The sequence below is a fragment of the Paenibacillus solani genome (assembly GCF_001277345.1).
In the GTDB taxonomy this organism is placed as follows: Bacteria; Bacillota; Bacilli; order Paenibacillales; family Paenibacillaceae; genus Paenibacillus_AQ; species Paenibacillus_AQ solani.
Map to the genome: position 1 here is coordinate 2,728,820 of NZ_LIUT01000001.1, position 26,509 is coordinate 2,755,328.

At 47.0% G+C, this 26,509-nt stretch carries 30 protein-coding genes and 1 tRNA gene; 3 read left to right on the top strand and 28 right to left on the bottom strand.

Going from position 1 to position 26,509, the window contains the following annotated elements:
• Window positions 1–96: 96 nt before the first annotated feature.
• The 3 genes from AM231_RS12270 to AM231_RS12280 all read right to left on the bottom strand — a co-directional run bounded on the left by AM231_RS12270 (window position 97) and on the right by AM231_RS12280 (window position 2,441).
• Entirely contained in the window at window positions 97–843 is a 747-nt protein-coding gene (locus AM231_RS12270) for an amino acid ABC transporter ATP-binding protein (RefSeq protein WP_054402846.1), read from the bottom strand.
• A gap of 15 nt (window positions 844–858) precedes the next feature.
• Window positions 859–1,518, bottom strand: coding sequence for an amino acid ABC transporter permease (locus tag AM231_RS12275; RefSeq protein WP_054402847.1), 660 nt, complete (start codon window positions 1,516–1,518; stop codon window positions 859–861).
• Window positions 1,519–1,676: 158 nt separating this feature from the next.
• Window positions 1,677–2,441, bottom strand: coding sequence for an amino acid ABC transporter substrate-binding protein (locus AM231_RS12280; RefSeq protein WP_053492813.1), 765 nt, complete (start codon window positions 2,439–2,441; stop codon window positions 1,677–1,679).
• 293 nt (window positions 2,442–2,734) lie between these two features.
• Between AM231_RS12280 and AM231_RS12285 the strand changes: the two genes are divergently transcribed.
• A complete protein-coding gene (locus tag AM231_RS12285) occupies window positions 2,735–3,445 on the top strand; it encodes a hypothetical protein (protein ID WP_242615134.1) in 711 nt (236 codons plus the stop codon).
• Window positions 3,446–3,563: 118 nt separating this feature from the next.
• On the opposite strand, the gene AM231_RS12290 is transcribed toward AM231_RS12285, so the two are convergent.
• The 9 genes from AM231_RS12290 to AM231_RS12325 form a co-directional block, all read right to left on the bottom strand.
• Window positions 3,564–4,079, bottom strand: a complete 516-nt coding sequence (locus AM231_RS12290; RefSeq protein WP_054402849.1) for a hypothetical protein — start codon at window positions 4,077–4,079, stop codon at window positions 3,564–3,566.
• Window positions 4,080–4,436: 357 nt separating this feature from the next.
• On the bottom strand, window positions 4,437–5,366 hold the full coding sequence (locus AM231_RS12295) for a manganese-dependent inorganic pyrophosphatase (RefSeq protein WP_053492810.1): 930 nt from the start codon (window positions 5,364–5,366) through the stop codon (window positions 4,437–4,439).
• A gap of 134 nt (window positions 5,367–5,500) precedes the next feature.
• The gene (locus tag AM231_RS12300) at window positions 5,501–6,523 is read right to left on the bottom strand and encodes a UDP-N-acetylmuramate dehydrogenase (protein WP_054402850.1); all 1,023 of its coding nucleotides are present in this window, start codon (window positions 6,521–6,523) and stop codon (window positions 5,501–5,503) included.
• Between the two features lie 202 nt (window positions 6,524–6,725).
• The gene (gene rpoD / locus AM231_RS12305; RefSeq protein ID WP_053492808.1) at window positions 6,726–7,676 is read right to left on the bottom strand and encodes an RNA polymerase sigma factor RpoD; all 951 of its coding nucleotides are present in this window, start codon (window positions 7,674–7,676) and stop codon (window positions 6,726–6,728) included.
• Window positions 7,677–7,933: 257 nt separating this feature from the next.
• Window positions 7,934–9,256 (bottom strand): beta-N-acetylhexosaminidase, encoded by a 1,323-nt coding sequence (nagZ, locus tag AM231_RS12310; RefSeq protein ID WP_054402851.1) that lies wholly within the window; start codon window positions 9,254–9,256, stop codon window positions 7,934–7,936.
• A 162-nt stretch (window positions 9,257–9,418) separates the two neighbouring features.
• Window positions 9,419–9,574, bottom strand: a complete 156-nt coding sequence (locus tag AM231_RS29055; RefSeq protein WP_165593394.1) for a hypothetical protein — start codon at window positions 9,572–9,574, stop codon at window positions 9,419–9,421.
• 120 nt (window positions 9,575–9,694) lie between these two features.
• Entirely contained in the window at window positions 9,695–10,543 is an 849-nt protein-coding gene (locus tag AM231_RS12315) for a DegV family protein (RefSeq protein WP_054402852.1), read from the bottom strand.
• 149 nt (window positions 10,544–10,692) lie between these two features.
• Entirely contained in the window at window positions 10,693–11,046 is a 354-nt protein-coding gene (locus AM231_RS12320) for a GIY-YIG nuclease family protein (protein ID WP_054402853.1), read from the bottom strand.
• A gap of 32 nt (window positions 11,047–11,078) precedes the next feature.
• On the bottom strand, window positions 11,079–11,834 hold the full coding sequence (locus AM231_RS12325; protein ID WP_054402854.1) for a DUF2087 domain-containing protein: 756 nt from the start codon (window positions 11,832–11,834) through the stop codon (window positions 11,079–11,081).
• A gap of 261 nt (window positions 11,835–12,095) precedes the next feature.
• Between AM231_RS12325 and AM231_RS12330 the strand changes: the two genes are divergently transcribed.
• The gene (locus AM231_RS12330; protein ID WP_054402855.1) at window positions 12,096–13,388 is read left to right on the top strand and encodes an MFS transporter; all 1,293 of its coding nucleotides are present in this window, start codon (window positions 12,096–12,098) and stop codon (window positions 13,386–13,388) included.
• Here AM231_RS12330 and AM231_RS12335 read toward each other — a convergent pair.
• The 13 genes from AM231_RS12335 to AM231_RS12395 form a co-directional block, all read right to left on the bottom strand.
• Window positions 13,378–14,055, bottom strand: coding sequence for a DUF4166 domain-containing protein (locus tag AM231_RS12335; RefSeq protein ID WP_054402856.1), 678 nt, complete (start codon window positions 14,053–14,055; stop codon window positions 13,378–13,380). The two genes, AM231_RS12330 and AM231_RS12335, sit on opposite strands and share 11 nt — an antisense overlap.
• Window positions 14,039–14,992: a DoxX-like family protein gene (locus AM231_RS12340; RefSeq protein WP_054402857.1), complete on the bottom strand. Its 954-nt coding sequence runs from the start codon at window positions 14,990–14,992 to the stop codon at window positions 14,039–14,041. The genes AM231_RS12335 and AM231_RS12340 overlap by 17 nt, the downstream gene beginning before the upstream one ends.
• Before the next feature lie 190 nt (window positions 14,993–15,182).
• Window positions 15,183–15,827 (bottom strand): response regulator transcription factor, encoded by a 645-nt coding sequence (locus tag AM231_RS12345; RefSeq protein WP_054402858.1) that lies wholly within the window; start codon window positions 15,825–15,827, stop codon window positions 15,183–15,185.
• Window positions 15,824–17,185, bottom strand: a complete 1,362-nt coding sequence (locus AM231_RS12350; protein WP_242615135.1) for a sensor histidine kinase — start codon at window positions 17,183–17,185, stop codon at window positions 15,824–15,826. The genes AM231_RS12345 and AM231_RS12350 overlap by 4 nt, the downstream gene beginning before the upstream one ends.
• A gap of 199 nt (window positions 17,186–17,384) precedes the next feature.
• Window positions 17,385–17,711 (bottom strand): hypothetical protein, encoded by a 327-nt coding sequence (locus tag AM231_RS12355; protein ID WP_054402859.1) that lies wholly within the window; start codon window positions 17,709–17,711, stop codon window positions 17,385–17,387.
• 177 nt (window positions 17,712–17,888) lie between these two features.
• Window positions 17,889–18,503 (bottom strand): TVP38/TMEM64 family protein, encoded by a 615-nt coding sequence (locus tag AM231_RS12360; RefSeq protein ID WP_054403637.1) that lies wholly within the window; start codon window positions 18,501–18,503, stop codon window positions 17,889–17,891.
• A 36-nt stretch (window positions 18,504–18,539) separates the two neighbouring features.
• Entirely contained in the window at window positions 18,540–19,028 is a 489-nt protein-coding gene (locus tag AM231_RS12365; protein WP_054402860.1) for a DinB family protein, read from the bottom strand.
• Complete coding sequence (locus AM231_RS12370) at window positions 19,021–19,623, bottom strand: DUF4269 domain-containing protein (protein ID WP_054402861.1); 603 nt, start codon at window positions 19,621–19,623, stop codon at window positions 19,021–19,023. Before AM231_RS12370 ends, AM231_RS12365 begins: the two co-directional genes overlap by 8 nt.
• Before the next feature lie 36 nt (window positions 19,624–19,659).
• The gene (locus AM231_RS12375) at window positions 19,660–20,469 is read right to left on the bottom strand and encodes a GNAT family N-acetyltransferase (RefSeq protein WP_054402862.1); all 810 of its coding nucleotides are present in this window, start codon (window positions 20,467–20,469) and stop codon (window positions 19,660–19,662) included.
• A 99-nt stretch (window positions 20,470–20,568) separates the two neighbouring features.
• Window positions 20,569–21,288, bottom strand: coding sequence for a DsbA family oxidoreductase (locus AM231_RS12380; protein WP_054402863.1), 720 nt, complete (start codon window positions 21,286–21,288; stop codon window positions 20,569–20,571).
• A gap of 134 nt (window positions 21,289–21,422) precedes the next feature.
• On the bottom strand, window positions 21,423–22,004 hold the full coding sequence (locus AM231_RS12385) for a uridine kinase family protein (protein ID WP_054402864.1): 582 nt from the start codon (window positions 22,002–22,004) through the stop codon (window positions 21,423–21,425).
• Window positions 22,005–22,156: 152 nt separating this feature from the next.
• On the bottom strand, window positions 22,157–22,417 hold the full coding sequence (locus AM231_RS12390) for a YqkE family protein (protein WP_054402865.1): 261 nt from the start codon (window positions 22,415–22,417) through the stop codon (window positions 22,157–22,159).
• 125 nt (window positions 22,418–22,542) lie between these two features.
• A tRNA-His gene (locus AM231_RS12395) sits at window positions 22,543–22,615 on the bottom strand.
• A 197-nt stretch (window positions 22,616–22,812) separates the two neighbouring features.
• Between AM231_RS12395 and AM231_RS12405 the strand changes: the two genes are divergently transcribed.
• Window positions 22,813–23,667 (top strand): alpha/beta hydrolase family protein, encoded by an 855-nt coding sequence (locus AM231_RS12405; RefSeq protein ID WP_054402867.1) that lies wholly within the window; start codon window positions 22,813–22,815, stop codon window positions 23,665–23,667.
• Between the two features lie 48 nt (window positions 23,668–23,715).
• Here AM231_RS12405 and AM231_RS12410 read toward each other — a convergent pair whose 3' ends face one another.
• From AM231_RS12410 to AM231_RS12420, 3 genes are all read right to left on the bottom strand, one after another.
• A complete protein-coding gene (locus AM231_RS12410) occupies window positions 23,716–24,243 on the bottom strand; it encodes a GNAT family N-acetyltransferase (RefSeq protein ID WP_054402868.1) in 528 nt (175 codons plus the stop codon).
• A gap of 2 nt (window positions 24,244–24,245) precedes the next feature.
• Window positions 24,246–24,701 (bottom strand): RidA family protein, encoded by a 456-nt coding sequence (locus AM231_RS12415; RefSeq protein ID WP_054402869.1) that lies wholly within the window; start codon window positions 24,699–24,701, stop codon window positions 24,246–24,248.
• A gap of 133 nt (window positions 24,702–24,834) precedes the next feature.
• Window positions 24,835–26,439: an S-layer homology domain-containing protein gene (locus AM231_RS12420; RefSeq protein WP_054402870.1), complete on the bottom strand. Its 1,605-nt coding sequence runs from the start codon at window positions 26,437–26,439 to the stop codon at window positions 24,835–24,837.
• Between the last annotated feature and the right edge of the window lie 70 nt (window positions 26,440–26,509).

Genomic DNA, 26,509 nt, shown 5'->3' on the forward strand with positions numbered 1-26,509 from the left:
TTACGTCAACCAATAAACAAACTTTTAACTAAAAAATTATTAATAAAAAAGACTGGCCGGAAGCCGATCTTCCGATCCAGCCCCAGCCAGTACTCCCTATCGCGTTGCCCGGTTTAAGAATTCCCGAGTCCGCTCCATTTTCGGTTGATTAAATATTTGATCCGGTGTTCCGGATTCGACTACCTGTCCGTTATCCATGAAGATGATTCGGTCTGCCACTTCCTTGGCAAAACTCATCTCATGCGTCACGATCACCATCGTCATATGCTCCTCAGCCAGCTGCTTGATGACCGCTAACACTTCTCCTGTCAATTCCGGATCGAGTGCCGATGTCGGTTCATCAAAGAGCATAATATCCGGATTCATCATGAGTGCTCTCGCGATGGCAACACGCTGCTTCTGTCCACCGGACAGATTGCCCGGATATACATCGGCTTTATCCAACAATCCTACCTTCTGCAATAGAGCTGCGCCATTTTTCCTTACTTCTTCTTTGGTTTGTTTCTTTACATATTTGGGAGCCAAACCGAGATTCTCTTGCACCGTGAGATGAGGGAACAGGTTAAAATGCTGAAACACCATGCCCATGCGGGATGTAATTGCCTTGATCTGTGATTGACTTGAATAAGCGCCATCCTTCACAAGGTATTGGTCCTGCACCTTGATCGACCCGCCGTTAACCTCCTCCAAATGCACGAGACTGCGAAGCATGGTGCTCTTACCAGAACCGGAGGGCCCGATAACGGCAATCACTTCATTCTTCTGAATATCAAAGCTGACGTCCTTCAGCACATCCAAAGAGCCGAAAGACTTCTTCATCTGCATTACTTCAATAATGGCCATCACTCGACAGTCCTTTTACTCATATTTAAATCGACGTTCCAAAAATTTAAAGAACACTGTTAACACAAGCGTCATTAGCAAATAGATCACGCCAGCAACAAAAAATGGCATAATAGTTGCATCACGATTGACCGCCGTATAGGCGAAATGCAGCAGCTCAGGCACAGCCACAGCGTACAGCAGCGCCGTATCCTTTACCAGTGTAATGGATTCGTTAGATACCGCAGGGAGCGCTACGCGGAACATTTGCGGCAAGATGACCTTGGTCGTCGTCTGAAACCGATTGAGACCCAGCACCTTGGAAGCCTCGTACTGCCCTTTGTCAATTGCCAGCAGGCCTCCTCGGAAAATTTCCGCAAAGTAGGCAGCATAGTTTAAAGCAAACGCTAAACATGCGGCCACAAAGCGGTCCAATACGAGATAATCTCCGATGACTGGCAGCACCGGCAATCCAAAACAAAAGAACAGCATCTGCAAAAGCAGCGGCGTTCCGCGGAACACATAAATGTAGGCGTTAGCGAACCATGCCAGCGGCTTAATGGCACTTCTGACCATTAATGTGAACATAAAGCCGAGCGGGATGGAGGCCAGGATCGCAATGAAGAATAACAGAATCGTCGTCTGCGCACCTTCCAACATCGGCTTGCCGATTTGAATAATATAATCCATACTCATTATACTTAACTCCTAATAGAAGAGCTTCAACTAAGAACCGACACTCTTCTTAATGTCTTCTTAAATCCAAGGATTGGAACAGAAAACCGGATCCTTTGATAAAGTCCGGTTTCTTAGAGAATTTATGAGAGGATCGATTAACATCCTCGGTGAACATCTTACTTCAGTACTTTATTCTCGCCAAACCATTTCTCGGAAACCTTGGCTGCTGTACCATCGGCGTTCATGTCATCCAGAGCCTTCTGCAGACTGTTCAGTAGGTCCTCATTCCCTTTCTTAACTCCGATCCCGTATTGTTCCGGTGCCAAGTGTTCATCAAGAATCCTATAAGTTCCTTCTTCCTTCGACATGTAGTAATTCAATACAACTTCGTCAATGACTACGGCATCCACACGACCATTCTTTAAGTCGCCAAGAGCCAGCACATTATCAGGAAACTCGTTGATCTTGACTTGATCATGAATCTCATTAGCGCTTAGCGCATCTGCTGCTGAGGATAATGCCTGCAAGCCGACTTCTTTGCCAGCCAAATCGCTGATGGAGCTAATATCGGAATCAGACAGAACCGCTACGACCTGACTGTTCTCAAGATAAGGCTTCGTGAACAGCACCTTTTCCTTACGCTCCTCGGTGATGGTATAGCCATTCCATATCAAGTCGATGCGTCCACTGCTGAGCTCGGATTCTTTTGCTTTCCAGTCGATAGGCTGGAACTTGATTTCCTTGCCCATTTTTTCAGCGGCTGCGCGTGCATAATCGATATCAAAACCTACAAGTTCATTGTTCTCATCACGGAATCCCATAGGTGCGAACTTGTCGTCAATTCCGACAACCAGTTCATTGCCACCGCTCGCGGATTTTGAGCATCCAACTACGGTCAATAAAAGCATAAATCCCGCTAATACTAATGCTATCTTTCTCACCAAAAAATCCCCCTTGTTGTCATAAACGCAGTGATATTCAGGATTTCTAGCAATCCAGTAATATACACAACTGCTTTTACACTTTACTACGTTATCAGGACTCCATGATAGCATATTAGCGAGGAAGAGTCGATAGTTTCATAGAATGACGGCTTGTTGTACTAGTTTTGAAAAATATGTATGTTTGCCCTGTATTAGGGATACTTTATAGATGATTCTGATTTACGGGAAACTCAAGGACGCAAGGACTAACACCAAGCAAGAGAGGCGGTAAATACACAATGGTTACTTTCTTGAAATTAATACGGCGTTCGGGGGTTCTCGCCATCGCTGTCATCATGAGTTTTGCTGTTCTTTCGACGGTTTCTGCAGAACCGCACGGGCAGCCAGTGGATTCCTCGCCAGTCCCTTCGGTCAAGAACGAACACAGACCGCAAAAAGCCGGTCATATGTTTATGGATCTATCCAAATTCTTAAAGCTGGAACCTCAGGTTCTCAAGGATAAACTCAAGACGTCAACCCTGGCGGACATCGCCAAGGAGCAAGGGATTGCACGCGAAGCTATGAAAGCCAAACTCATCGAGCTGTTGAAGGCCCGGGTTTCATCGCATCCGCAAAAGTTAGGAGAAGGTATGGATTACTCGGCCGTGGCGGACAAACTGCTTGACGCCAAGGGCGGCTGGCATCAACATAGAAGTCCTTACCGGCATGGAAAACTGATCTCAGATCGAGAAGAGCTTGCCAAGCTTTTAAAAACAACACCGGAAGAACTCAAACAATCGCTGCATTCCGGAAAATCACTGGCCCAGATCGCGAAGGAACGTGACGTGCCAGTCCAGGCTGTCATTGATCAACAAGTCCAGGCAATCACGAAGAGACTCGATCGAAAGCTCAGCGAAGGCAAGCTAACAAAGGAAGAATACGCTGAACGCAAGTCCCGCATTGCACCATTTGTCAGCGATGTCGTGAATGGCAAACTCCAACCGATGAAACATACCCGATAACATTTCTGTTTCTTAGTAGGTATATATTGTGACAAGCACATAGCAAGAGCCGCTCCACGGTTGGCATTAACCGAGATGGAGCGGCTCTTATTCATCTACTACGTTTATATTCATGCATTTACGGCACGTATTGCTGGATAATCTTCACTACGGTGCCATCTTCAATTGTGAGATGGAATGGGAACCATTTCATATCCACGATATCGTCTTTTTCATAAATGTTGATAAATTTGTTCAAGTCCACCAATTGGTTCCAGGAAATTTGAGCATCCTCATACCGTCCAGTATGGTCGTATATCTGAAGCAGTACTTCTGCATCATCGGCTACCGGTAGTTCAATCTGCTCTTCCGTATCATTTACGATATAATAACCGTCAGGAGCTTCCGTCATCTCCGGATCCTGTTCACGTTCACGGAATACCCGATTCGCTTCTTCTCCCTCATACCATTCGATCGGATCCACTTCCAGATATACCTTGCCGTCTCTGATCTCAAGATTATTTATGTAAGCAGCTTCCTGATTCGAAGCATCCGGAACCGGCTCATATTGGTTGCTAGAGGCCACGCCAACAGTTGTCATCATGATGAGCACAAGCAGCATCATAGATCCCAATTTCCAAGCCGACTTCTTCATCTTCTCATCGCTCCTCTTATACTTGATGTTATACCGTTTATTCTAACTGCTTCAGTGCCCGATTCACCATTCATTGTTCAATATTAACCCAATTCCTGGGACTTGAAACACGATGATAGGTCCTGCAGTATCTTCATTATAAGAACATTCGCTGGAAAAAGGATGTCATTTCGTCGTAAATTCATTACAATGCTTCAATCTTTCCATCTTCGTTAGCAAACCCTTCAACCCATCTTCCAAATATTTCGAGTCGGCAGACGCCCCAAAGAGAAGAGGCTGACAAATAAGCACAACATAAACAAGCCCGACCCGCTGAGTCCCTCAGTCATGGTCAGGCTTGTTTATGTGAGTAATTTATTATTGAGTAAATGCTTCGGTCAGAACAGGAACGATCTGCGATTTACGGGAAACAACGCCTTTAAGAAGAGCCTTATTTTCAGATAAGGAAACATTATACGCCTTCTCAACCGCTTTGGACTCTTTACCAAGCGCAAGAGCAATGGAATCGTTGTTAAGAATATCAGTCACGACCAATACGAACAAGTCAAGATTCTTCTCCGCGATAATCCCCTGAATGGCATCTTCAAGCTCGGCTTGACGGGACAGTACATCATTCGTGTCGACCGCATTAACCTGAGCAATTTCAACCTTGGCTCCACCCATTTGGAATTCCTTCGCATCCAGGGAAATCAATTGCGCGATGGATTTATCACTCAAATCTGCACCAGCCTTAAGCATGTCCAGCCCATAGCTGTCTGCATCCACGCCTGCAATCTCCGCCAGCTCGCGTGCAGCTGCTACATCTTCTTCCGTGCAAGTTGGGGATTTGAACAACAGCGAGTCCGAAATGATCGCGGACAGCATCAAACCCGCAATCTCTTTACGAACGGAGACGCCTTTCTCCTTGTAGATCTTGTTCAGAATAGTAGCTGTGCAGCCAACAGGCTCGGCACGGTAGTATAGCGGCTGACTTGTTTCAAAGTTCGCGATGCGGTGATGGTCGATAACCTCAATCACGCGAACTTGATCAATGTCGCTAGCGCTTTGCTGACGTTCGTTATGGTCTACAAGAATAACCTCTTGCGCTTCATTCGCTACCGTCTCGACGAGACGTGGCGCCTCCACCTTGAAGAAATCGAGCGCATATTGCGTCTCGCCATTCACGTCACCAAGCCGTACAGGCTCGGCGGCAAGACCGAGTTGATTCTTCAAATCAGCATAAGCAATAGCAGAACAGATCGTGTCGGTATCCGGATTTTTGTGTCCAAAAATTAATGTTTTAGCCATACATGGTACCCCTCTCGCAACATGAATTTCATCGTTTAGTCCAATAAACGGATGATTCCTATCTGATTATAGCGTTTTATATCATTAAATTCTACTTATTCCAATTTCTTTACAGAGATTATTTTACTATCGATTTAGACCAGTACAATCTCCGGCTCGGGAACAAATCCATAATGGTTATTGATCGACTCGGAGATCAAATTTATCAAGTACAGAATATCCGCAGCCTTGGCATTCTTCTGGTTCAGAATCATATTTCCGTGATGCGGGGAAATAATGGCGCCTCCATATTCCGTTCCCTTCATATTCAGCTGATCTACGAGCGAGCCTACTGCAACTCCATAATCGTAATTATTCTTAAATACCGAACCGCAGGACGGGAAATCGAAATGGCGTTTACTCGTCCGATATTTAATGATATCCAGCATCGCCTGTGGTGTCTCTATCCCTTTTCCGGCCAGCGCATGAACCTCTCCCAGAAAAAATGAGAAGAACGATGGCAATGAGGATGGATGGCTGCCGCGAGCTTTCCAATCCTTAAGCAGTACGGACGTCATATCAATCTGTTCTTCCGAGCTAACCGGAATGTTAAGATCAGCGCCTACAATAATCCATGGGTTCATCTGAAATATCGATTGTTTATAAGCAAATAAACAGTCCGCTGCCTCGATTGACTGCACCTTCAAGCTCGGGTCCGTTGTATCGATATAATATACGACATCCAATATATCGCATATCTGACGGGCATTATATTTGGCATTCATATAGATACCGGCCCCTAAACAGCCAGGCAGCAAAAAAGTAAAATCCAGCAAGTCAGTCCCGCCCATTAACCCCATCAGGGAGAGCATAGACATGGGGGTCCCGGAGGAAACATGCCATTTTCCATTGGACACATGAAGCTCTACCAAGTTTTTGAGCGATATAAATACCAGATCATGTTTCGGTTCATCGGGGAAAAGAATATTAGAACCCATTCCGAAAATATACCAAGGAATCCCACGTTTCATGCAGTCCTGAAGCAGGTCCGCCAGGTCAGAGGAGGATTCAGGCAGGGCCAGATAATTAGCTTTACCACCAATTCCGTAAGTCGAAAAAGCCGCCAACTCTACATTCCGTTTGCACAGTCGGTCGATAGCAGATGTATGTAAAGTCATCGTAAACAGTCACTCCCTATTCTTCACATTCAACACAACAAAAACCTTACCCATGTAGGGATGTTACATCATTATGATGCAACTTCTTATGTGGTGTCAATTGGGCCAGAATCTCCTGAGGAAACAGCAAAAAACCTTGGAATACAGCCCGCAGGCCGTACCCAAGGATTTATCACTTCAATTCATTCCATTTATTACAAAATTATTCAAGGAAGTCCTTAAGACGCTTACTGCGGCTCGGGTGGCGCAATTTACGGAGCGCTTTCGCCTCGATCTGCCGGATGCGTTCACGCGTAACGCCAAACACCTGCCCCACTTCTTCCAGCGTACGGGTCCGTCCATCCTCAAGTCCAAAGCGTAAACGGAGTACATTCTCTTCACGCTCTGTGAGTGTATCAAGAACTTCTTCCAGCTGCTCCTTCAGCAGTTCAAATGCTGCAGCATCAGCAGGTGCCAAAGCATCCTGATCCTCAATGAAATCTCCCAGATTAGAGTCACTCTCTTCACCAACCGGCGTTTCCAAGGATACAGGTTCTTGAGATACCTTCTGGATCTCCCGCACTTTCTCCGGGCTAATATCCATCTCTTTGCCGATTTCTTCTGGTGTCGGTTCGCGGCCCAGCTCTTGGAGCAGCTGTCTTGATACACGTACCAGCTTGTTAATGGTTTCTACCATATGCACTGGAATCCGGATCGTTCTTGCTTGGTCTGCAATGGAGCGGGTAATTGCCTGACGGATCCACCAAGTGGCATACGTACTAAATTTAAAGCCTTTGGAATAGTCGAATTTCTCAACAGCCTTGATCAAGCCCATATTGCCTTCCTGGATCAAATCAAGGAATTGCATTCCCCGACCGGCATAGCGTCTTGCTATACTTACAACGAGACGAAGATTCGCTTCCGCCAAACGGCGTTTCGCTTCCTCATCTCCTTGCTCTATTCGTTTGGACAGTTCCACTTCTTCATCGGCAGATAGAAGGGGAACACGACCGATTTCTTTTAAATACATACGAACTGGATCACTAATCTTGATGCCTGGCGGTAGTGTGAGATCGTCGTGAACAGAAAAATCCTCTGTCGGAGAATTTGCCGTTTTCTCTGTATCCGCAACCTCTCGTTCCAATGCAAAATCCGCGCTCTGACGGTTCTCCATTCTATGCCCCCCTGTTGACAATCCCAAATTTTCATGCTATTCTAGCATTAGGTTATTATGACTTAAGCCAATAGTTATTTATCCTTCATTTTAGCACGTTTTTTACATTATATCAACTTCTAATATATTCTAGTCTATTTACCCGATCTCAGCAGAGATCGGGTTTTTTAATCACTCTGCATTTTTGTTAACAGTAATGAAATGTGAAAATGGCGGAAACAGAACCAGTGAGAATTTGTCCTCATTCATAATTACGTTTATTTCATTTCATCTAGTACTTGTTTCGTCTTCTGATTCAACCGCTCTACATCCGGTGTCTTCACCGGCTCATCCTTCACCTGATACTTCTGCTTAAGTAGAAGCGTGGTCTTTACCCGATCATTCAGCATTTCCTCCGAGATTACGCCTTCCTCAACCGCGTCGGTCAATGCCTGAATGACGCCTATCTCCATATCATATTCATGTCCAATCAATACGATGTTGCTCCCTGCCAGGATGGATTTCACAGAAGCCTCGCCTACATCCGTATTACCGGATACAGCTCCCATCGTCATATCATCCGTGATGACCACACCCTTAAACCCCATCTCATCTCTTAATAGATCGTTGATTACTGGCTTTGAGTAGGAGGATGGCGTGTCCGGATCGATGCTCTTCATCAACAGGTGGGCAACCATCACCACATCGGCTCCTTCATTAATCGCTTGCTGAAATGGAACCAGCTCCAGCTCGTGCAGCCGTTTCAGATCATGTTCAACAACGGGAAGTCCGAGATGAGAATCGACTGAAGTATCTCCATGGCCTGGAAAATGCTTAACGACAGGAACGACTCCGTTCTCCTGAATCCCTTTCATGGAGGCAATCCCCTGTTCGCTTACGGCATCTGCGTTCGTACCAAAGGACCGATCACCAATAACCGGGTTGTTCGGATTGCTGTTAATATCGAGCACCGGAGCAAATACCATATTAAGACCGAGGCCCGAGACTTTCTCTGCGATAAGACCACCAACACGTTTGGTCAATTCTTGATTCTTATAACCGCCTACCTTACCGCTGGACGGCAGTTTAACGTACTCCTCCGGAAAACGGGTAACCCGTCCACCCTCTTCATCAATGCTTAGCCATAGCGGTACAGGATTTGCTGCATTAGCGTGTTTTAGCTCATTGAACAGCTTCACGGATTGCTGTGTGCTCGTGATATTGTCTTTGAAAAAGATAAAGCCGCCTACATGGTAATCCTTAATCAATTTAAGCGATGTATCATCCATCGCCGTACCTTCTATTCCGACCAGAACCAACTGACCGATCTTCTCCTGCACGGTCATACTGGACATTAACTCAGTAACTGCAGCTTCCGTTTTGCCATTGCTCGGCAAATCCCCGTCCTCGACTTCCCCAGTACTGCCCGGAAGAGTTTGGGTTTTATCCGGTTCTTGAGAGGGCTCCTGCTCCTGCGGTTTCTGCCCTTGCGACGATGGAGCAGCTTCTTGACCATTGTTACCGGAGATTCCCCTTCCGGATTCGTCCTTGCAACCTGCCAGGGCAAGCAGCAAGACGGCTGCCAGTATCATTATCCTCATCCACTGGACTCTACGCCTCAAGTCTGGTCACCTTCCTTCTAGTTCACCTTACATATATTCGTTCTGTTATCACCAGAGTCCTTCCATGACAAACATGAAATTAATTCCAGTCTAGGCTCCTGATCAGGCGAGAACAGCCGCATCAGTTGCGGGTGTCGGCCCCTATTTGAGCAGCCCTAGCTTTCGCGCCTGCTCCTCTGTCAGGATGAACTGCTCTGTATCCCACACTTCATCCTCATCCGTTCTGCCAAACATCAGCATAATATCATCCCAGATATTCTTTTGCATGGCCTCGGCTTGCGTAATGATTACCTTCATCTCTACCTTCACCCTTTCCTGGAACATTCTTTACTACATATTCAACCACATTGCACTCACAGAATCGAAAAGCATGACAAAAGCCTGCAGATATTATCTGCAGGCTTATCTAAAATATAACTAAGAGTAAGCGGGATGATTTCTAATCCACGACATGGCGATCGTGCCTTCTCCTGCATGGATGCCCGCAACCGGAATAAAGGTCATAATTTCCGTCTTCAACCATGGATGCTCGCCTCGGATCTCCTTCTGAATCTCCTCAGCCTCTTTAACATTGTTTGCGTGCATAATGCACACCTTCTTAATTTTCTGTAGATCCGTTTTCATAAGCTCAAGCATCTTCTGCTTGGCCTTCTTGAATGTTCGAATCTTCTCTTCCACAATGACCTTGCCCTCATCAAAACGCAGCAAAAGATGGATACGCAGCAAATTACTCAAAATCAGCTGGGTGCCGGACACCCGGCCGCTGCTGTGAAGACGGTGCAGGCTTGCAGGAATGAGATAGAATGACATGTTTTGCACCATGGACTGAATTTTATCTTTGATCACCTGAACAGTATCCCCTTGACGATGCCATTGAATACCGGACATGATCATTTCACGCACTGGGAACGCCCCTGCCTGGGAGTCAATGCCAACAACGGATACCTCCGCAATCTCTGCAGCCTGCATGGATGAATTCAATGTGCCACTAAGCTCAGACGAACAATGAATCGCAATGATATCATCGTATTTCTCTTTCAGAGCTTCATATAATTCTATAAATTCACCGATCGGTGGCTGTGAGCTGCTGACGTTCGGTTCATCTTTCATTCTGTCATAGAAGGTTTCCGCCGAAATATCGATTCCTTCCTTGTAAGCCTCCTGTCCAAGTATCAACCTCAAAGGTACAATATAAATATGATTGTCCTTGGCGAATTTAGGATCAATGGTACTCGTGCTGTCGGTCACCCATGCAATGGATCTCATTATCGTGTTCACGTCTCGCTTTCGTGTAGTAAAAAATAGGAAAGGAAGCGATTGAAGCCGCTAAAATCATCATATCTTACCCTTGCCCGGCATTGCAATTGAAAGGCATGCGATTTCATATCCTACGAGACATTTGCCACACAAAAGCCTTATTTTCTTACCGTGTTATATCCTTTTTCTCCAAAAGGCTCTAGCTTTTCGATCCAAAATGCTTCCCGCTTGCTAATTGCATCCTTCAGATCATAGTACGGATCTTCCTTCGGTTCGATCTTCTCCAGAATCTCAAAGACAAACGCATCTTCTCCATATTCATTCCATTCTTTCTGCAGCGTCTTATTGTAACTTGTCCCCATCTGCAGCTCAAACCGTTTGCCGTTTATGGTTTTCAGGTTATTCGTCCCGGCAACCCATACTTTCTCGTTCTGCGTATTTCGAATCTGATAAATACCGGCTTCTATCTTTATTTCCTTATATATTTGATTCAGTTCTTGTCTGCGACTCATGGTTATGATCCTCCCTATCTTGGCATTTATGTTTACGTTGTTAACCAGTACTGGCTTCCATCATCCTTGCGATCCAAAAAACCATATTCAATCAAATATCGGCGAATCGTCACATAATCGGGGTTTTCCCTGCCGATCATGTCATTAATCTCCTGTTCCGAATAGATCACTCCAGGCTCCAAACGAGCAGCAATTTCACGCAGGACGACGTACTTCTGCTTCTCTTTGATCTTGAACGTCTTAAGCGGTCCATCGGTCCCTTCCGGAAACACCTTCGCCAAAATCGATTCTCTTTCTTCCTCCGTAACATTGTACCGCTCATCTACCATCTTCGCTTGCTTGGGTATTTCAACAAACGCCGGTGCATGATTGTCCTTATCCTTCAGCAGTTCCATTAAAGTCAGCAGGACCTTGGATTGTCTTTCCTTCTCCTTCAAAGCAAACCGGTGATTACGTATCGTCGATGCGCTGCCTATTCCGAGCTCTTCCTGTACCTCCTTATCATTCTTCCCTTGATAAAAGAGCTGCAGCAATCGGTTCTGATGCTCAGTAAGTCCAGTCAGCTTCTTATCAAGACCTGACAGATACTGAAATACGGAGCCGTGCTCTCGGCGGATGTGAACATTCATATATCGTTCCGATTCATACAATACCTCTCGATCCGGGTAGATGATCCCTTTCTCCAGCGTCTTGCCGCATAGAAGACATACCCATACGGGGCCTTCGTCAATGTACCCTTGTTTAAGTTCATCTATAGACGCATTCCAGAAACGATCGTTAAGATCCAATGTGAACACCACTTTTCTATGTTATTTATAGACAGTTTATTATTTCGTCTATGTTTTGTCAATCGGACGAATGATCCCCATTCCACAAAAAAACCATACCCGATAGAAGGGAGCTTAGAATGAGGTTCCACTTCCATGCAGATATGATTTTCGAATACTTAAGTACAACGTTCGTGACAAACTCTTTATAATAATGCTTCCTCACCTCTGCTCAACCTGCTAGAATAGGAGATGCTGCTGTCAAATTTAGGAGGTATCATCATGGGCTTCATACATCGGTCGGCAAACGAAATCCGTTTTTGGCCGCGTAACATCAAGCTGTTTTTTCTGGCTAATGTGCTGTATCAGTTCGGTACCGGCATGTTTAGCGTACTCTATAATCTGTACATACAAAGCCTGGGATACAATGACTCCATGAATGGAACAGTGGTCAGTATTCAATCCCTGGCCACCGCGTTGATGTTTATTCCAATCGGTCTGATCGGGGACCGTGGCAGCCGCAAGCGGATACTGATCCTTGGCGCACTGCTAAGCGGCGCGGGACTGATTGCTCGTTCATTTCTGGAGAGCGAATTCAGCCTGCTGGGCCTGGCGATTTACGTTGGCCTGTTTGCATCCTTTTTTCAGGTACTAGCTATCCCGTTTTTGGCGGAAAATACGGCAAAATCGGCACGTATGCGCATCTTTAGCATTCACGCCTCGCTTGTCCTGGCTTCCCAAGTGTTAGGCAGCATGGGAGGCGGCTTCCTGGCCGATGCCTTGCAGGCAATGGGCATGGATAAGGTCGGCAGCTTGAAAACCGCGCTGTTCATTGGCGGATTGACAACCTTTACCGCGTTCTTCCCACTCCTGTTCACGATGGAGCGGAAACCAGGGGATACTCAGTCGCTGGATCCAGTGTGTCCTGCCGAAGTACCCGAATCAGGTAACGTTGTAAACACCTCAGCCGCAGGCGATTTCAAAATTATCGGACAATTTGCGCTCGCCCAATTGTTAATCGGGCTGGGCTCGGGACTCGTCGTGCCTTACTTAAATTTGTATTTTACCAACCGTTTCTCGGTCTCATTATCAGCGGTCGGAATCTTAATATCACTTGGACAAGTCATGACGATTGTATCTATGCTGATCGGACCCTCCCTTGTGAACCGCGTTGGGGCTGTCAGAGCCGTGGTGCTCTTTCAAGTCTTGTCCCTTCCCTTCCTGCTGTTAACCGGCTTCACGAATGTACTCCTCATAGCATCCGTCGGATTCCTGTTCCGCCAAGCTTTGATGAATGCCGCCAATCCGATTCAGTCCTCGATTCTGATCGATCGTGTGCCGGATCACCGCAGGGGCATCGCGAATTCAGTTACGCAAACCGCCTTTATGCTCGGCTGGGCCACCATGGGACCGATCCAGTCCAGATTGGTAACTACATATGGAAGCTACTGGGGATATGCCATCACATTTTGTATCACAGGAACGCTGTATGTCTTATCTTCGTTTCTATACTATCGCATGTTTCGTGAACGTAAGGACCGCAGCATCACCTCCGAGTCCTCCGCTACTCTCTAATCTCAACCCGCAGGGGTTTGACATGAGGTGGAACATCATCTTCCCCAACTGTGATTATCCGGGCCTGAAAGCTTCCCTTATACCGAAAGACAGGCCCGAATACTGGATTGCTCACCTGAACAGATATCCGGTATTTCTGAGTCACATCATCATACCATTCACATACGTCAGCCGTTCCGGTAAACCATGGAGGGACTCTAAATCCCAACAGCCCTTCATAGAATCTCTGCTCCCCCGATTGAATTCGGATTCCTCCGTTATCGCCTGCAGTGATCCGCAGGTCGACGGCCAAATGCTGCTTGTTCCCTAAGTAATCCACGACACGGCCGCGCTGTTCACTATATATCATCGTGGCATCAAACCGCCGCTGAATGCCAGGGAAGTTAAAGGTGCGGCACCACGTGACGGTTTCCCTCCCCCATTCATCCTGATATGCATAGTTTTCAATCCGAAATGGAACTGCTTCTCCCCGATTCGGAAACATAATATGCCGTGTCGTCCCTATATGTAGCGGCAGTGCAGCCCAGCGGGCATACCAAATTTCTTCCATGACACCTTCGCCGATTGAAGCGATATGGTCTTTACTGCTTAATCCGAATCGCTCCTGAATTTTGGGATGGAGCTGCTTGAACCCTGCTCCCAGAGCTTGTTCATAGATTGATGTCATCTTTCGTCACTCCTTTGCGGGTTTTAAGCCTGGAGGCAGGTGTTCGCACACATCGAAAAGCGCTCGGAAGATCTTCAGCCGACAGCGAGGCAATGAAGCACAATCCGATCATGGGTAGACTCAATATTAGCGGATTGAACGGAGCTTTCATGAGCTGAGGATCTATCATCCATGCGCCAAGCATCAGGACCGTGAGCAAGATAATCAGCAGTCTGTACCACAACCGACTCTTGTGAAAGAACAGTGTCAATAAACCTGCGCCAATCTCGCTTAAACCAAGTAATGTGAGGATCAGACCCTCCTGACCCGCTGCCAAGCCTGATTGCCGGAGAAGATCAAGCTCACCCGCTTCCGGAAACAACAGCTTGGGAACCAGCCCCTCGTAGCACCAGAGCAAGACCAGAAGAAATACACTCAAAGCATGGATATATGCCTTCCTGATGGTAGCCGAAGGCCGTATATTCTTCTCTGCCCATAAACGCAGCACATCAAAGCTCCAAGCCGTCGCTGCACCGAACAGAGGGCGAAACAGCAGCCGGTCAAACCAGACGCCCAGCATACCGAACCGTGTTCTGTAATCATACCGGGTACAGAAGGTAACGATGCCATCACCGTTATCCGTGTACCTCCAATAGCCGCTCCCCTCTTTTATAAGGGAAATGCGCTGATCCGAACTGAAGCGCAGCGTAGACAGGCGGTTTCCCGATCCCCGATGTTCAACCGTCTTCGCAGCGCCTACTCCCGTTACTTCCAATCCAAAACCGATGCGGGTTTTATATAAAAAGCGCTGGATATCTGAGTCTGACATCGGCAAATAGTGAATCTCAGAAAATCGTAAATCCCACTGCGTGTGCTGCTCTGGTATTTGCGTTAACGACCACAATGTATCCATATCCGTCTTCATATCAAGTTCTACATAGATCGGATTTCTCTTCATGGGTGTTCATCTCCCTATCAAAATGTCCTCCTCTTTACTGCCGGACATTTCCGCTATTTACAAGTCATTTTACAACCATGCAGAATACACCGTCAGACCTCAATTTTGTAGTACATACAAAAAAGAGGTACTACGATTTGTAGTACCTCCTTCACATGCTCCCTATATCAACTCGGGATAAATTAACTCTTTAACCTTTTCCATCGTTCTCTTTCACAATCCCTTTACGACGAACCTTCTCCACGGCCTCCTTGCCGTTCTTGGCCCCGAGCTTTTTCAGAATTTTATTTATTTGGTTCTTGAGCGTGCTTTCGGTTTTGAACAGTTTCTTCTCCATTTGGGAATGAGTATATCCTTCCTCCAACAGTTCAAACACTTCCCGCTCCGCAGGCGTCAAGTTCCGCAGCTGCTCTTCACGCTTGAGGCGGGCGAACTCCTTGAGCAGCACATCCATAGATCCGGGGTGAAGCACAGCTTGGCGAATAGCTGCCGGCAATTCCTTAAATCTTGACTTTTCAATGTAATTAACAGCCCCGGCCGTAAAAGATTGCGTAATGACCCGCTCATCATCGAGCGAGGTCAGCATGATAACTTTCGCCTCTGGCTTGCGCTCCATAATTTCGGCAGCCGTGTAGATGCCGTCAAGCCTGCCTGCAGTCAACTGAATATCCATCAGCACGATATCAAACGATAGGATTAACGCCATGTCCACAGCTTTCTCGGGCGACTCAGCCGCACCAACCACGATCATATCTTCCTGCGAATTCAGAAAATAAATAATAGATTTAATCCAGTCCGGATCATCTTCTACCAGCAGAATGTGTATTTGATTCAAGCCTCATCCCTCCCGGACAAACGAATGATTTTGCTGCGGGGAAAATATAACGTAATCTCCGTTCCGACTGATTCGCTGCTTTCAAGTCCCACAGAACCTCCGCTTCGCGTCATGACATTATAAACATATGACAATCCCAAGCCGAAGTTAAACCGCTGGTGACTCTTGGTGCTGTAAAAGGGCTCAAACACATGGGCCTGCTGCTCCCGTGGGATACCTATTCCGTTATCCTTAATGGAAATGGCAGCTCCTTTTCGGTTTGCTGTAACTGTAATGATAATCAGCCCACCATCAGGCATCGCCTCAACGCTGTTTGATATGAGATTTCTGATCGCTTCCTGTACATGGACGGCATCAATGAGCAGCCATGGACGATCACGGCAAATCACCTTCAATTCGATGCCATCTCTGCTTAACAGCTCCTGCTCACGAAGCATAAGCTCAACCATCATCTCGTCTATACAGACTGGCGCCTCCTCAAGCTTAAACACCTTCATCTGCCGCTGCATCCGTTCAACCATTGCCAGCAGATGCTCCGAGGAATGGGCAATGACCTCCAGTTGTTCCAATGCATTATCGTTATCCGGAGGAAGCATCCGCTTCACATTTTCCGTGCTCAGCGCAATCTTCCCAATCTCGTTCTTAATGGTATGATTCAGCATCGATGTACCCGAACTGACAGCCTGCATCGTGCGATCCAGTGGATCGCGCTCAAATCGAAGACGAACACCCAGGACGCCATATACAAAAGTACAGATTGTCGCAACGCCCATCGAATACAGAATAAACAGGGACACATACCGAAAGGAATCATAACCGGGTGCGATTAAGTTCCCAACATTAATCAGCAGCATAACACCAAGCAAAGTAGGCACCATGATCCAGGTTGTGATCCACATATTTTTGCGTTTCTGCGGGTTCATCTCTTCCGATAATCCGCGAATAAGCAAGGCGCAAGCAGCCACATAATAGGGGCCTGTCCATACGAATAACAATCCATAATGAATTCGGTAACCCTCAGACAACAAAACCTGAACCAGCATGACAAACACCGGCAATAACAAGCCTATTTTGAAATGGCGCATCCGCCTGGGGTCACGAGGCTTCCGGGTGTACACCATGCAAAATATCAACACGCCGTACGGAGTCAGGCTATGGTTCAGAAACTGAATCCAGGGTTCATATCGGACCGCAATAAAGCCGTCAGGTACAAGCCAATCCGTCAATCCGCCGATTCCGGCACTCCATAGAAAAAAAGCGGCCCAGCGGTTCACCCCGCTTCGAGGCTGACTTACTAACAGCACAGCCGCTGCACACCAAAGTGCAGCCACATAATACATCATGATCCATCGTCCCATTCTCTTCCCATATATAAACTCATCCTACCACAATTGCAGAAGCAGGGGGACTTTTTCGAGTGTCTACTTTGAGGGGATAATACCAAAAGAGGGGCTTTCTCCAAAGTCTGTAAGAATTAAGTAAGGGGCCACCCCAAGGTATCGACCTTGGGGATGGCCCCTTAATGTATTACGGCAAATTCAGCGTATTCCAATTGTATTACAGCCCTGCTACGAAGGCGACCATTTTATTCAACGCCGGTGCTGCAATAAAGATCGTACCCAGAGACACTAAGGTCCACGTTGATTTTCTGGATAATTTCTCCTTCATCTTCGATCGATACCATTCGCTAAATTGCAGGCGATTCCGATAAAGTACCGCAAACCACAACACATTCCCTATGAATAAGAATAAGTAGTAAAGTCCGTCCCAGGGAACCCAGAGCTTCAGTATTTGATGCTCGATATTGCCCAAAACCGTCACAAAGATCATCATGATGATCATCATACGAATCATTTCCAGAATGGATGAGGCCAGTTTAGCCATAAGCACACTCCTTACTGCTTGTACTGGTTAGGATTTATCTATTTTCCATTATACAGAAAAAGAGAGTCTGTGCTATGCAAAAAGGCGATATGGCCAATAAACGACCATACCGCCAGCTTATCTTTAACATTAATCAATGACATCCAGCTCAGTATAATAAACAGATGGTTTGGCCAATTAATTGGACTGGAGCTCTGCTTGTGTATCTTGTACCGCTTGTTTTCTTACAAAGTGGGAATCCAATTTCCGACTGGCCCATAAGGATAAGATAATAAAAGCAAGAACGCCAAGCAATTTGTAGGGTTCCGCGATAAAGTCAGACAGGTTGGCGCCAATGTAAGAAACGCAGAATATCATAATGCCCTTGCCCAAACTTACAGCCAAGAGATAGGATAGTACATTCATTCTCGCCAGCCCGGCGGCTATATTGACAGCGACAAACGGGCCGACAGGAAGTATGCCAAGCAAGAAGACGTAACTGAATCCATTCCGCTGAATCCAGCGCATGCCGCGCTGGACTTTAGGTTTATTCCCCCAACGCTCGATGAGCGCCGAACCGGATATTTTGCGGACCAGAAGAAATGTCGTCAAACATCCTGCCACCATACCGATCCAGGAATATAGAAACCCTGCCCAAAGCCCGTACACCGCCGCATTTACACCTACGATCACCATCGTGGGCATCGGAGGTATGAAGGATTTCAAGAAGGTTAACAGTATGCCTGGCAGTGGTCCTAAAGCTCTAAACTGTTCTAAAAACCATTCCAGATTACTCTCGGTAAAATAAGACATGATGTCTAAGTAGCCATTCAATGACTTCACCCATTTCTACGTTTGTATTGCCGATGAACCTGCTTGAAGCACCCCATTCAGCTGTGCCAGATGGTGCTTGTCATGCCAGATGAAGTCGCGCATAAACTGTGCCACTTCGAAAGGATGTCCATCTCCATCCGTGTACCGCTGGTCATATGCCGTTTCTGGCAAAGCTTCAATTGCCCGAACCAGCCTCTCTCTGGCTATAAGTGTCTGATCTACCAGAGCTTCCGTCGATACCGTCTTGGCATAACCTCTCGCCTCTTCATTAAAGTTATCATAATCCAGATGCTTGACAGTGAGTGGTGTTCCTGAAGAAATTTTCGCGATCGCACCTTCGTAGAAATATTCATCCCAGCGCATAATATGACATACGACATCACGTACCGTCCATTTTCCTTCGGCAAGCGGTCTGTTCCAATACGCCTCATCCTGCTCTGCGAATTCTTTAACCTTGCCCATCCACTCGGAATACTCGTTCAACAACTGCAGCTTTTCACTCATGACACCGCTCCTTATCCATATCAAGATTTGATATATAGATATCCAGTTGATCCTCCGACCAGGATGACATGTTTAACAGTTCTTCATAAGGATCACCCGGGATATTCAACAGCTCCGCAAAGGCAGGCTCCGTCTTGTAACCCAACCTCTTCAGCTCGATGATTCTTTGTTTTGCAGCTTCACCCAGCCGATTCAGAAGCTTGAATTCAATCATCATGTGACGATAACCGTTCTGATTGGAAGAAGGCACAGGCTGAGCGAATATTTCGAAGTCCCAGTCTTTATACTGAAAACGCACAACCATCCGTTCTATCTTGTTTACAATCCGGGATGAGAAAGTGAGCTCGGGAATTAACCTGCTGTAGCGAGCTTTGATTTCCTGTTCAAACCGGGCAAAATCCGACACGCAGCATATAATATCAAGATCGCTCCCATCGATATCAATGCCGATCGGAATGGTTCCGACCAGGATGGGATCGTAGGATATCAGATGATCCATTATTTCAAGCTCATCGATCACCAATGCCGCATCCTGCTGTTTGGCAGAGCCGCGGTGCAAGTATTCTATATTTCGAAAATGGATGTCTTCCTGCATCGATTACTGCCCCCTGCCTTACTTCTACGATCCAGCCTACTGGCGCTCTGTCCAGGTTGTCCGCACATAAGCCAGCTTCATGCCAATCGCGTCCATGTTTCGGTGACTCTGGGACAGGAAGGCACACTGCGAGACAACGAGATTACACCCTTCAAGTTTCGCTTCCCTTATTCTCTTACGAAGCAACTCCTGATGCAAGCCCTGTCTTCGAAACTCAGGGAGTGTCGCAGCAAATGTAAGCGAAGCCGTGGAATGATTCACATGCATCACACCCGCTGCAGCCGGCTGTCCCTTGATATAGGCCATATAGAATTTCCAGCCCGGACGCGAGTATAATACTCGATTGTTCGACGCAACAGAGGGAATCCCCTGGTCAGGCAATCCTGTTCCGAGGCAATGTACTTTAGCATAATCTTCAAAGTCATCATTGTCTATTGTTTTGATCACTATTCCGGTATCTGGCACTTCTTTCAGCTCTTGTGGATTTATGTATAAGGAATTATGAAACCCGGATTGGTAGAAGCCGCGCTTGGCTAGCTCTGCTAGCAGCTCTTGATTGACCATGCCGGGAACAAGCTCGAACTGGAAGCTGCGGTTTCTGGATTTATAGAAATCAAGGATAGCATCCAGATGGACCACATCCTCCGACCGGATCCCTTTTACCGTGTTAAAAGAAGGCCACGGCATAGTCTTGCTGTATAGGCACAAGGCATGGCCAAAATACGCCATCTCCACACCCTCCGGATTTCCGGCCCGCTCTTCGATTGCTTTCATTCGATCATACATGTAGTCCGTTTCCGACTGCTGGATACGAACCATAAGTTCCTCAGATGGAAGCTGCATCAAATTATCCCCCTTTGCTTATCGTAGTGCCAGTAAATGAGTAAATGAGCCCGAAAACTCGCTTTCCGATCTTCGGGCTCATGAATAGCTTAGAGTATGAATTTACTTCGCCTGGTCTGGCAGATCGCAAGACCCGTCCGTACACATGCCTCCGTTATCTTCAGAATCATTCATCATTACCAGCGGATTCGCTTCACGATAAGCCTTATCCAAAGCATCCGTGAAAACCTCAAGCGGCTGTGCACCGGAAACGGCATATTTACCCCCCAGTACAAAGAATGGCACTCCCCGGATTCCTAACTGGGGTGCAGCTGCTTCATCTGCGCGCACCTCGGTTTGGAAGGCATCACTTTCAAGCGTAGCCGCCGCTTGCTCACGGTCCAGACCTACTTCTGCTGCCAGATCGGAGAGCAAGTTTTTGTCTTCAAGATTTCCGCCCTCTGTAAAATATGCGTAGAATAACCGCTCCGTCATCTCTTTCATTTTACCATGCTGAGCTGCAAAATGGACTAGACGGTGAGCATTAAATGAATTGGCCGGGATAATGCGATCCATATGATAGGTCAGTCCTACACCAGCTGCTTGCTGGGTCACGTTCGCATTGGCTGCCTTGGCTTGTTCCAGGCTCATGCCGTATTTGGATGCCAATAACTCATCCATGCTGACACCCGGCTTGTACGCTGCATTAGGGTCAAGCTCAAAGCTGCGGTACACCACTTCGACTTGATCTCTATAAGGGAATTGCTCCAATGCCGTTTCAAAACGGCGTTTACCAATATAACAGAACGGACACATAAAATCCGACCATATTTCAACTTTCATTCTATTCGCCTCCTAGCGAGCTTATTAAACACTTACTTATTGTAACCTGCTTGCAGTATGACATCAACAACATATCAATATCATCAAGATAATAAGGATTCATCGGCTTCCCAAAATATGATGTAACTAACCGCTTAAGGTTGTATCCGATTCTCCTGAATTTTGGCCAAGATCCACTCTGTCACAACCGAGCAGCCAAGATTCCCCTCAATTGAGCCATTCAACACCACATCCGCATACCAACGGGTAGGCTCTACGAATTCATCATGCCGGTACCGAACGAGCTGTAAATATTCCTGAAGGACTTCCTGCTCGCTATGGCCCTTTTCCGTAAATCGCCGGTTACGGCGAATCATTCTTTCGTCCGCTGGACAATCCACGAACACTTTCAATTGCAAAAGATTCCGCAGCTGCTCGAACTGGTATAAAAGAAACCCCTCGATGATGATCACATCATACTCGCCGCTATGTATCGCTTTGTCCACATCCTCAATCAGCCTCTGAATATGAACCGCATCCGGATGATTGAAATCCTCAAAAAGTTGATTCGTGAAGGGCGCCTTGGCTATGGGTCTCTCGGCTTTGTAATAACGATCCATATGAAAGATCTCTACCCGGTACATGCTTAACTTCTGCTTGAGCTCAAAGCTTAGCGTCGTTTTGCCACTGCCAGAGCCTCCCCCAATTCCGATCGTTAAAGTCTGATTATGTTCCATAATCCCTTAACCTTTCCCCGCATTGGTCAAATAGCAGTTTTCGCCTATGGATGATTACCATGTATTTCCTGTTTCTCATTATACATTCGATTGTCAGCCAGCTTAAAGTTTCTTATCCATTTATAAAAAAACAGACAGCGTATGGCCGCCTGTCATTTATACTTCTTCCAATCCATCTCGCTATGTTCCAGCAAATACTCGAAGTCGTTATCGCGACGCTTCTGCTCGGCCTTGCGCTGAGCTTCCCGCTCCTGTCTCTCTTTCTCAAGCCGCTCGGTTTCGCTTGCTTTCAAGGTTTCGGTCGTCGCCTTCAATTTTGCCAGCACTTGCGGGTCCAGCATATCCTTTAACGTTGCGGGTTTCTCCGCAGCTTCTTTACGTGGTAAGGGGGCTGTCCGATTCTTTTTTGCCATTAGACTCACCTCGATTTCCACATCATTATAACATTTTATATGCACACTGGCATCTGGTTCTGCTTCAGAAATAACACGAAAAAGAGAGCCATTCGGCTCTCCTTCTCATTATATAATTACTAAAGGGCGATCGATGGGATTTGAACCCACGAATGCCGGAGCCACAATCCGGTGCGTTAACCCCTTCGCCACGACCGCCATGGCAATGGACAAGATGATCATGTCCGAGTTACTAATTTACCAAATGATCAGGCCTATGGCAAATTGTAATTCCTTACATGGATTCATTGATTTCAGCAGCAGGAAAATACTATACTTATTGGAACTCATTTATTGTAATTGCGAAAACCAATCCACGAAGCAGCAAGATGATTATAACTGGAGGTAGAGCCACCATGATCTATCACATTGACTATGTCTCAGATGGACTGCAGGTTAAGGGTTATCTAGGACTACCCCCACAGTTATCCCACACGCAAGGCCGGGTGCTGATCGAAGAAGTAAACGCTGTCCAAGGTGTAAGGGTAACCGAAACCCTGGCTTGCTCCATGAATATGGACCAAAATTCAACCGAAGAATCTTTAAGCACGACAGCAAATAAACTGCCCCTCGTCATATATTGCCGCGGTGGCATCGGACGTATTGGAGCCGTCAGATTAAAATGGATCGAGGAGTTTGCAGCGCAAGGATATGCTGTATTTGCCCCTGCCTACCGCGGGAATGAAGGCAGCGAGGGACGTGATGAATTCGGAGGTGCCGATACTAGAGATGTGATTACCGCCATCGAATGGCTATCTCACCTCTCCTGGATCGATGACAGCAGAATCCATCTGTTAGGATTCTCCCGTGGTGCTATCAACGCTGCCGTAGCAGCAGCCGTATCACCTCAAATTTCCAAAATGATTCTCTGGAGCGGTGTGTCGGATCTGGCGCAAACATATGAAGAGCGCATCGATCTGCGCAGAATGATGAAGAGAGTCATTGGCGGCACACCTGCCAAGGTACCTGAACAGTATATGCTCCGATCCCCCATTCATTATGCGGATCGTATCAAATGTCCAGTCCTGCTCGTCCATGGAACGCTGGACGAGCAAGTCCTGGTTGAACATAGTTATCGCATGCTTGAGAAACTGCGGGAACAAGGACATCAGCCGGAAGCCCATCTGTATGAAGGACTCCGGCATCATTTTCCTCCGCCGCAGCATGCTGCGGCAATCAACCGGATGTTCGATTGGTTGAAGAGAGTGTGAGAAGTAGAAGCTATATTCTGTGCGGTTTGTTTTGCTGATCCCATATTCCTAACAATCTCTTCTAGTTAAGTCCTGTGAAGTATCAATCCAGTATTTACACATCCCGTCGGCAATGGAACTCAGCTCACCATGATTCCATTCAATGATGCGACGGGAAGCCAGGTTGGATTCATCGCAGGTTAAGAGCACCCGGCTTATATTTTTCTCTTGGGCTTTCTTAATCAATTCGGCCAGCATCCGCTTGCCATAGCCCTTTCCACGCTCTGAAGGCCTGATGACATATCCGATATGCCCTCCTAACTCCAGCAGCTTCTCATTTAAACGGTGTCGGAGTTTGCCGTAACCCACAGGCTTGTCGTTATGGTTCAGCCAGTAAATCGTCTGGGGAACATACTCGTCGGGCAAGTTGATGCTTCGCGCTATTTCATAATTCCGATGGACTTTGGACGAGAATTCTTCCATGTTTATGCTGTTTAAGCTGTTAACAAAGCCGTTTCCGCCATCACCAATTTCCTGGACCATAAGCAGAAGGCCCTCGCTCTCCTTCTCCTGCAGCTCCCTTAATTCCATTACCATGCCTACTCCTCCACTTGAAATATCGAATCGACAATAACAGGCAGCTGATCCCGCAAGGATACAGCTCCGAATACGGATCTCGCATGTATCCCTTGATCTCCGAACACCTCTAGCATCAGATCCGAAAAGCCATTCAACACCTTATGGTGTTCTTCAAAGTTGGCTGTTGCGTTAACGAAGCCTTGAATCTTAACGACGCGCTTCACTTTATCAAGCGATCCAAGGCCTTCTTTTAATACAGCTAAGACTTCAATTCCGGTGAGGCGAGCGAATTCGTAACCCTGCTCTGTCGTGTACTGGACGCCTAGCTTGCCCCTTGGCTGTCCTGAGGGACCCTTGCCTGAAACATACATTAACCCATCAACGATGACATAGTTGGCGTATTTGGCGGCTGGCGAGCTGGCTTCCGGCAAGCTGATGCCCAGCTGCCTCAGCCGTTCCTCCGCGTGATTAGCCATATCCACACACCTCTCTCTTGAAAAATATCCCAAAATTGATTTTTACTATTGTATCACGGAATTTCGGCTTTACAACTAAAAAAAGACGAAGCCCACGCAGCCGGGATTCGTCATAAATCCAATAAGATGAGTGTTATATCCCAAAGGAATAAGAGGCATAACGCTCTGCGTTGTAAATGGATTGCCATACGTCTGTTGTCTCGGCGCCCGGGTACCAATAGGCATATCCTGCAATTTGATATCGGGCCGCCATCAGATGTTTCCATGACAGTGAGCGGGCATCCTCGGTCCATATACGATGCTGAATCCCATTATTTCTATAGGCAGCTTCATACTGTCCCACATCGGCATTCCATGATAAGGATGCTCGTTTCAGACGAGTGCGATGTCCCTGTTCGACCAAAGTGATATCCTGTGAGGACACCGATGACGCAATCCGCCAATCCCTGGTGTAGAGCGGATAGGCGATAATGCTTTTCTTAGCCGGAACTTGAGTCAGCAGCTTGTTCAGAGCAGATTCGCTCCATGGCAGGGAGGATACAGAGCCCGCTATGGGCGAGCCGCCCCAATGCTGGTCATAGCTCATGAGCACCATATAGTCCACTTGCCTGCCAAGCGACGCATAATCGAAGGCAGCCGTCCAATCCGTATTCAGATCAGGAGAGACATCGATGGATAACTTGGCCCCGAGCCGCTTCAATTCGATAGATAATTGCGTGATGAAGGTCGTTAAATTCTGCCGATCCGAAGGCATAACGTTCTCAAAGTCGATATTAATCCCGTCCAATCGATATCGGGCCACATTGGCAGTAATACGGTCTATGACGGACTTCCTAATTGGTGCACTGCTCAAAACCTGGTGAGTTCCTTCATCATTGCCGCAGTTACCCACCATCGCCCAGACCTGACGACCATTGTTATGCGCCCAATTCAACAGCTCGATGTCCGTGCTGTCGGACACCTTTCCGTTAGACTCCATGTAAAACCACCGGGGTACAAGCACATTCAATCCGGCTCGTTTGGCATAAGAGATGTATTGGTTTGCCGTGCCATTATACAGCCAGCCCATATGAATATTCACTGGAGTCTGACTGTCAATTCTGGACTTCACATTCCCCGTCTGAAGGATTCGGTCCAATAGTGCTGCTGTCTCTTCGCGTGTAATCGCGTCCTGCGGTCTGAATTGCCCTTTGCTTCCTTGAAGCCAACCCGTACCAGTCGCTTGGCTAACAGCATTCCAAGCCCACTGAGCAATAGAAGCAGAATCTGCATAGATGGCAGCTGTATTTGTGTAATTTACTCCGCTCTGCTTCATGGCACGGATTACGATTACAGCGGCCTCCTGCCGAGTTATCGGATCATTCGGGTAAAACCGGTATCCATTCCCCTCAACGATCGATAGATTAAGGGCTGCATGAATCCAGCCATAATACCAAGCCGACTTCGATACATCCCGAAAGGCCGGCAGATCATTCTGAACAGGCTCCATCCTGAGCATTCTGGCAACCATCGTGACAAACTCGGCACGGGTAACCGGATTTCGCGGCAAAAAAGCCCCTGTGCCGTCACCGCTTACGATACTCCGCTTGGCCAGACGATTAATCGCCTCTTTGGCAAAGCTAGCTGAAATATCGTGAAAAGCAGTTGAACCAGGAGCTTGCGCCGCTGATGTCTGAGCAGGGCTTAACAGCGCTGTAAATGACAACAGCAAACAAAGTGACAGGATATATTTCTTCAAAGGGACGCCTCGATTCTATCATCTGATACTCTCAGCATATCAGATGAAGGTAGAATCAGGCATTATTCAT

Bases quoted from the DNA above. Each gene is read 5' to 3' on its own strand.
- AM231_RS12270 (WP_054402846.1), bottom strand. From the start codon at position 843: ATGGCCATTATTGAAGTAATGCAGATGAAGAAGTCTTTCGGCTCTTTG.
- AM231_RS12275 (WP_054402847.1), bottom strand. From the start codon at position 1,518: ATGAGTATGGATTATATTATTCAAATCGGCAAGCCGATGTTGGAAGGT.
- AM231_RS12290 (WP_054402849.1), bottom strand. From the start codon at position 4,079: ATGAAGAAGTCGGCTTGGAAATTGGGATCTATGATGCTGCTTGTGCTC.
- AM231_RS12295 (WP_053492810.1), bottom strand. From the start codon at position 5,366: ATGGCTAAAACATTAATTTTTGGACACAAAAATCCGGATACCGACACG.
- AM231_RS12300 (WP_054402850.1), bottom strand. From the start codon at position 6,523: ATGACTTTACATACATCTGCTATCGACCGACTGTGCAAACGGAATGTA.
- rpoD (WP_053492808.1), bottom strand. From the start codon at position 7,676: ATGGAGAACCGTCAGAGCGCGGATTTTGCATTGGAACGAGAGGTTGCG.
- nagZ (WP_054402851.1), bottom strand. From the start codon at position 9,256: ATGAGGATAATGATACTGGCAGCCGTCTTGCTGCTTGCCCTGGCAGGT.
- AM231_RS29055 (WP_165593394.1), bottom strand. From the start codon at position 9,574: ATGAAGGTAATCATTACGCAAGCCGAGGCCATGCAAAAGAATATCTGG.
- AM231_RS12315 (WP_054402852.1), bottom strand. From the start codon at position 10,543: ATGAGATCCATTGCATGGGTGACCGACAGCACGAGTACCATTGATCCT.
- AM231_RS12320 (WP_054402853.1), bottom strand. From the start codon at position 11,046: ATGAGTCGCAGACAAGAACTGAATCAAATATATAAGGAAATAAAGATA.
- AM231_RS12330 (WP_054402855.1), top strand. From the start codon at position 12,096: ATGGGCTTCATACATCGGTCGGCAAACGAAATCCGTTTTTGGCCGCGT.
- AM231_RS12335 (WP_054402856.1), bottom strand. From the start codon at position 14,055: ATGACATCAATCTATGAACAAGCTCTGGGAGCAGGGTTCAAGCAGCTC.
- AM231_RS12340 (WP_054402857.1), bottom strand. From the start codon at position 14,992: ATGAAGAGAAATCCGATCTATGTAGAACTTGATATGAAGACGGATATG.
- AM231_RS12350 (WP_242615135.1), bottom strand. From the start codon at position 17,185: ATGGGACGATGGATCATGATGTATTATGTGGCTGCACTTTGGTGTGCA.
- AM231_RS12355 (WP_054402859.1), bottom strand. From the start codon at position 17,711: ATGGCTAAACTGGCCTCATCCATTCTGGAAATGATTCGTATGATGATC.
- AM231_RS12360 (WP_054403637.1), bottom strand. From the start codon at position 18,503: ATGTCTTATTTTACCGAGAGTAATCTGGAATGGTTTTTAGAACAGTTT.
- AM231_RS12365 (WP_054402860.1), bottom strand. From the start codon at position 19,028: ATGAGTGAAAAGCTGCAGTTGTTGAACGAGTATTCCGAGTGGATGGGC.
- AM231_RS12370 (WP_054402861.1), bottom strand. From the start codon at position 19,623: ATGCAGGAAGACATCCATTTTCGAAATATAGAATACTTGCACCGCGGC.
- AM231_RS12380 (WP_054402863.1), bottom strand. From the start codon at position 21,288: ATGAAAGTTGAAATATGGTCGGATTTTATGTGTCCGTTCTGTTATATT.
- AM231_RS12385 (WP_054402864.1), bottom strand. From the start codon at position 22,004: ATGGAACATAATCAGACTTTAACGATCGGAATTGGGGGAGGCTCTGGC.
- AM231_RS12390 (WP_054402865.1), bottom strand. From the start codon at position 22,417: ATGGCAAAAAAGAATCGGACAGCCCCCTTACCACGTAAAGAAGCTGCG.
- AM231_RS12405 (WP_054402867.1), top strand. From the start codon at position 22,813: ATGATCTATCACATTGACTATGTCTCAGATGGACTGCAGGTTAAGGGT.
- AM231_RS12410 (WP_054402868.1), bottom strand. From the start codon at position 24,243: ATGGTAATGGAATTAAGGGAGCTGCAGGAGAAGGAGAGCGAGGGCCTT.
- AM231_RS12415 (WP_054402869.1), bottom strand. From the start codon at position 24,701: ATGGCTAATCACGCGGAGGAACGGCTGAGGCAGCTGGGCATCAGCTTG.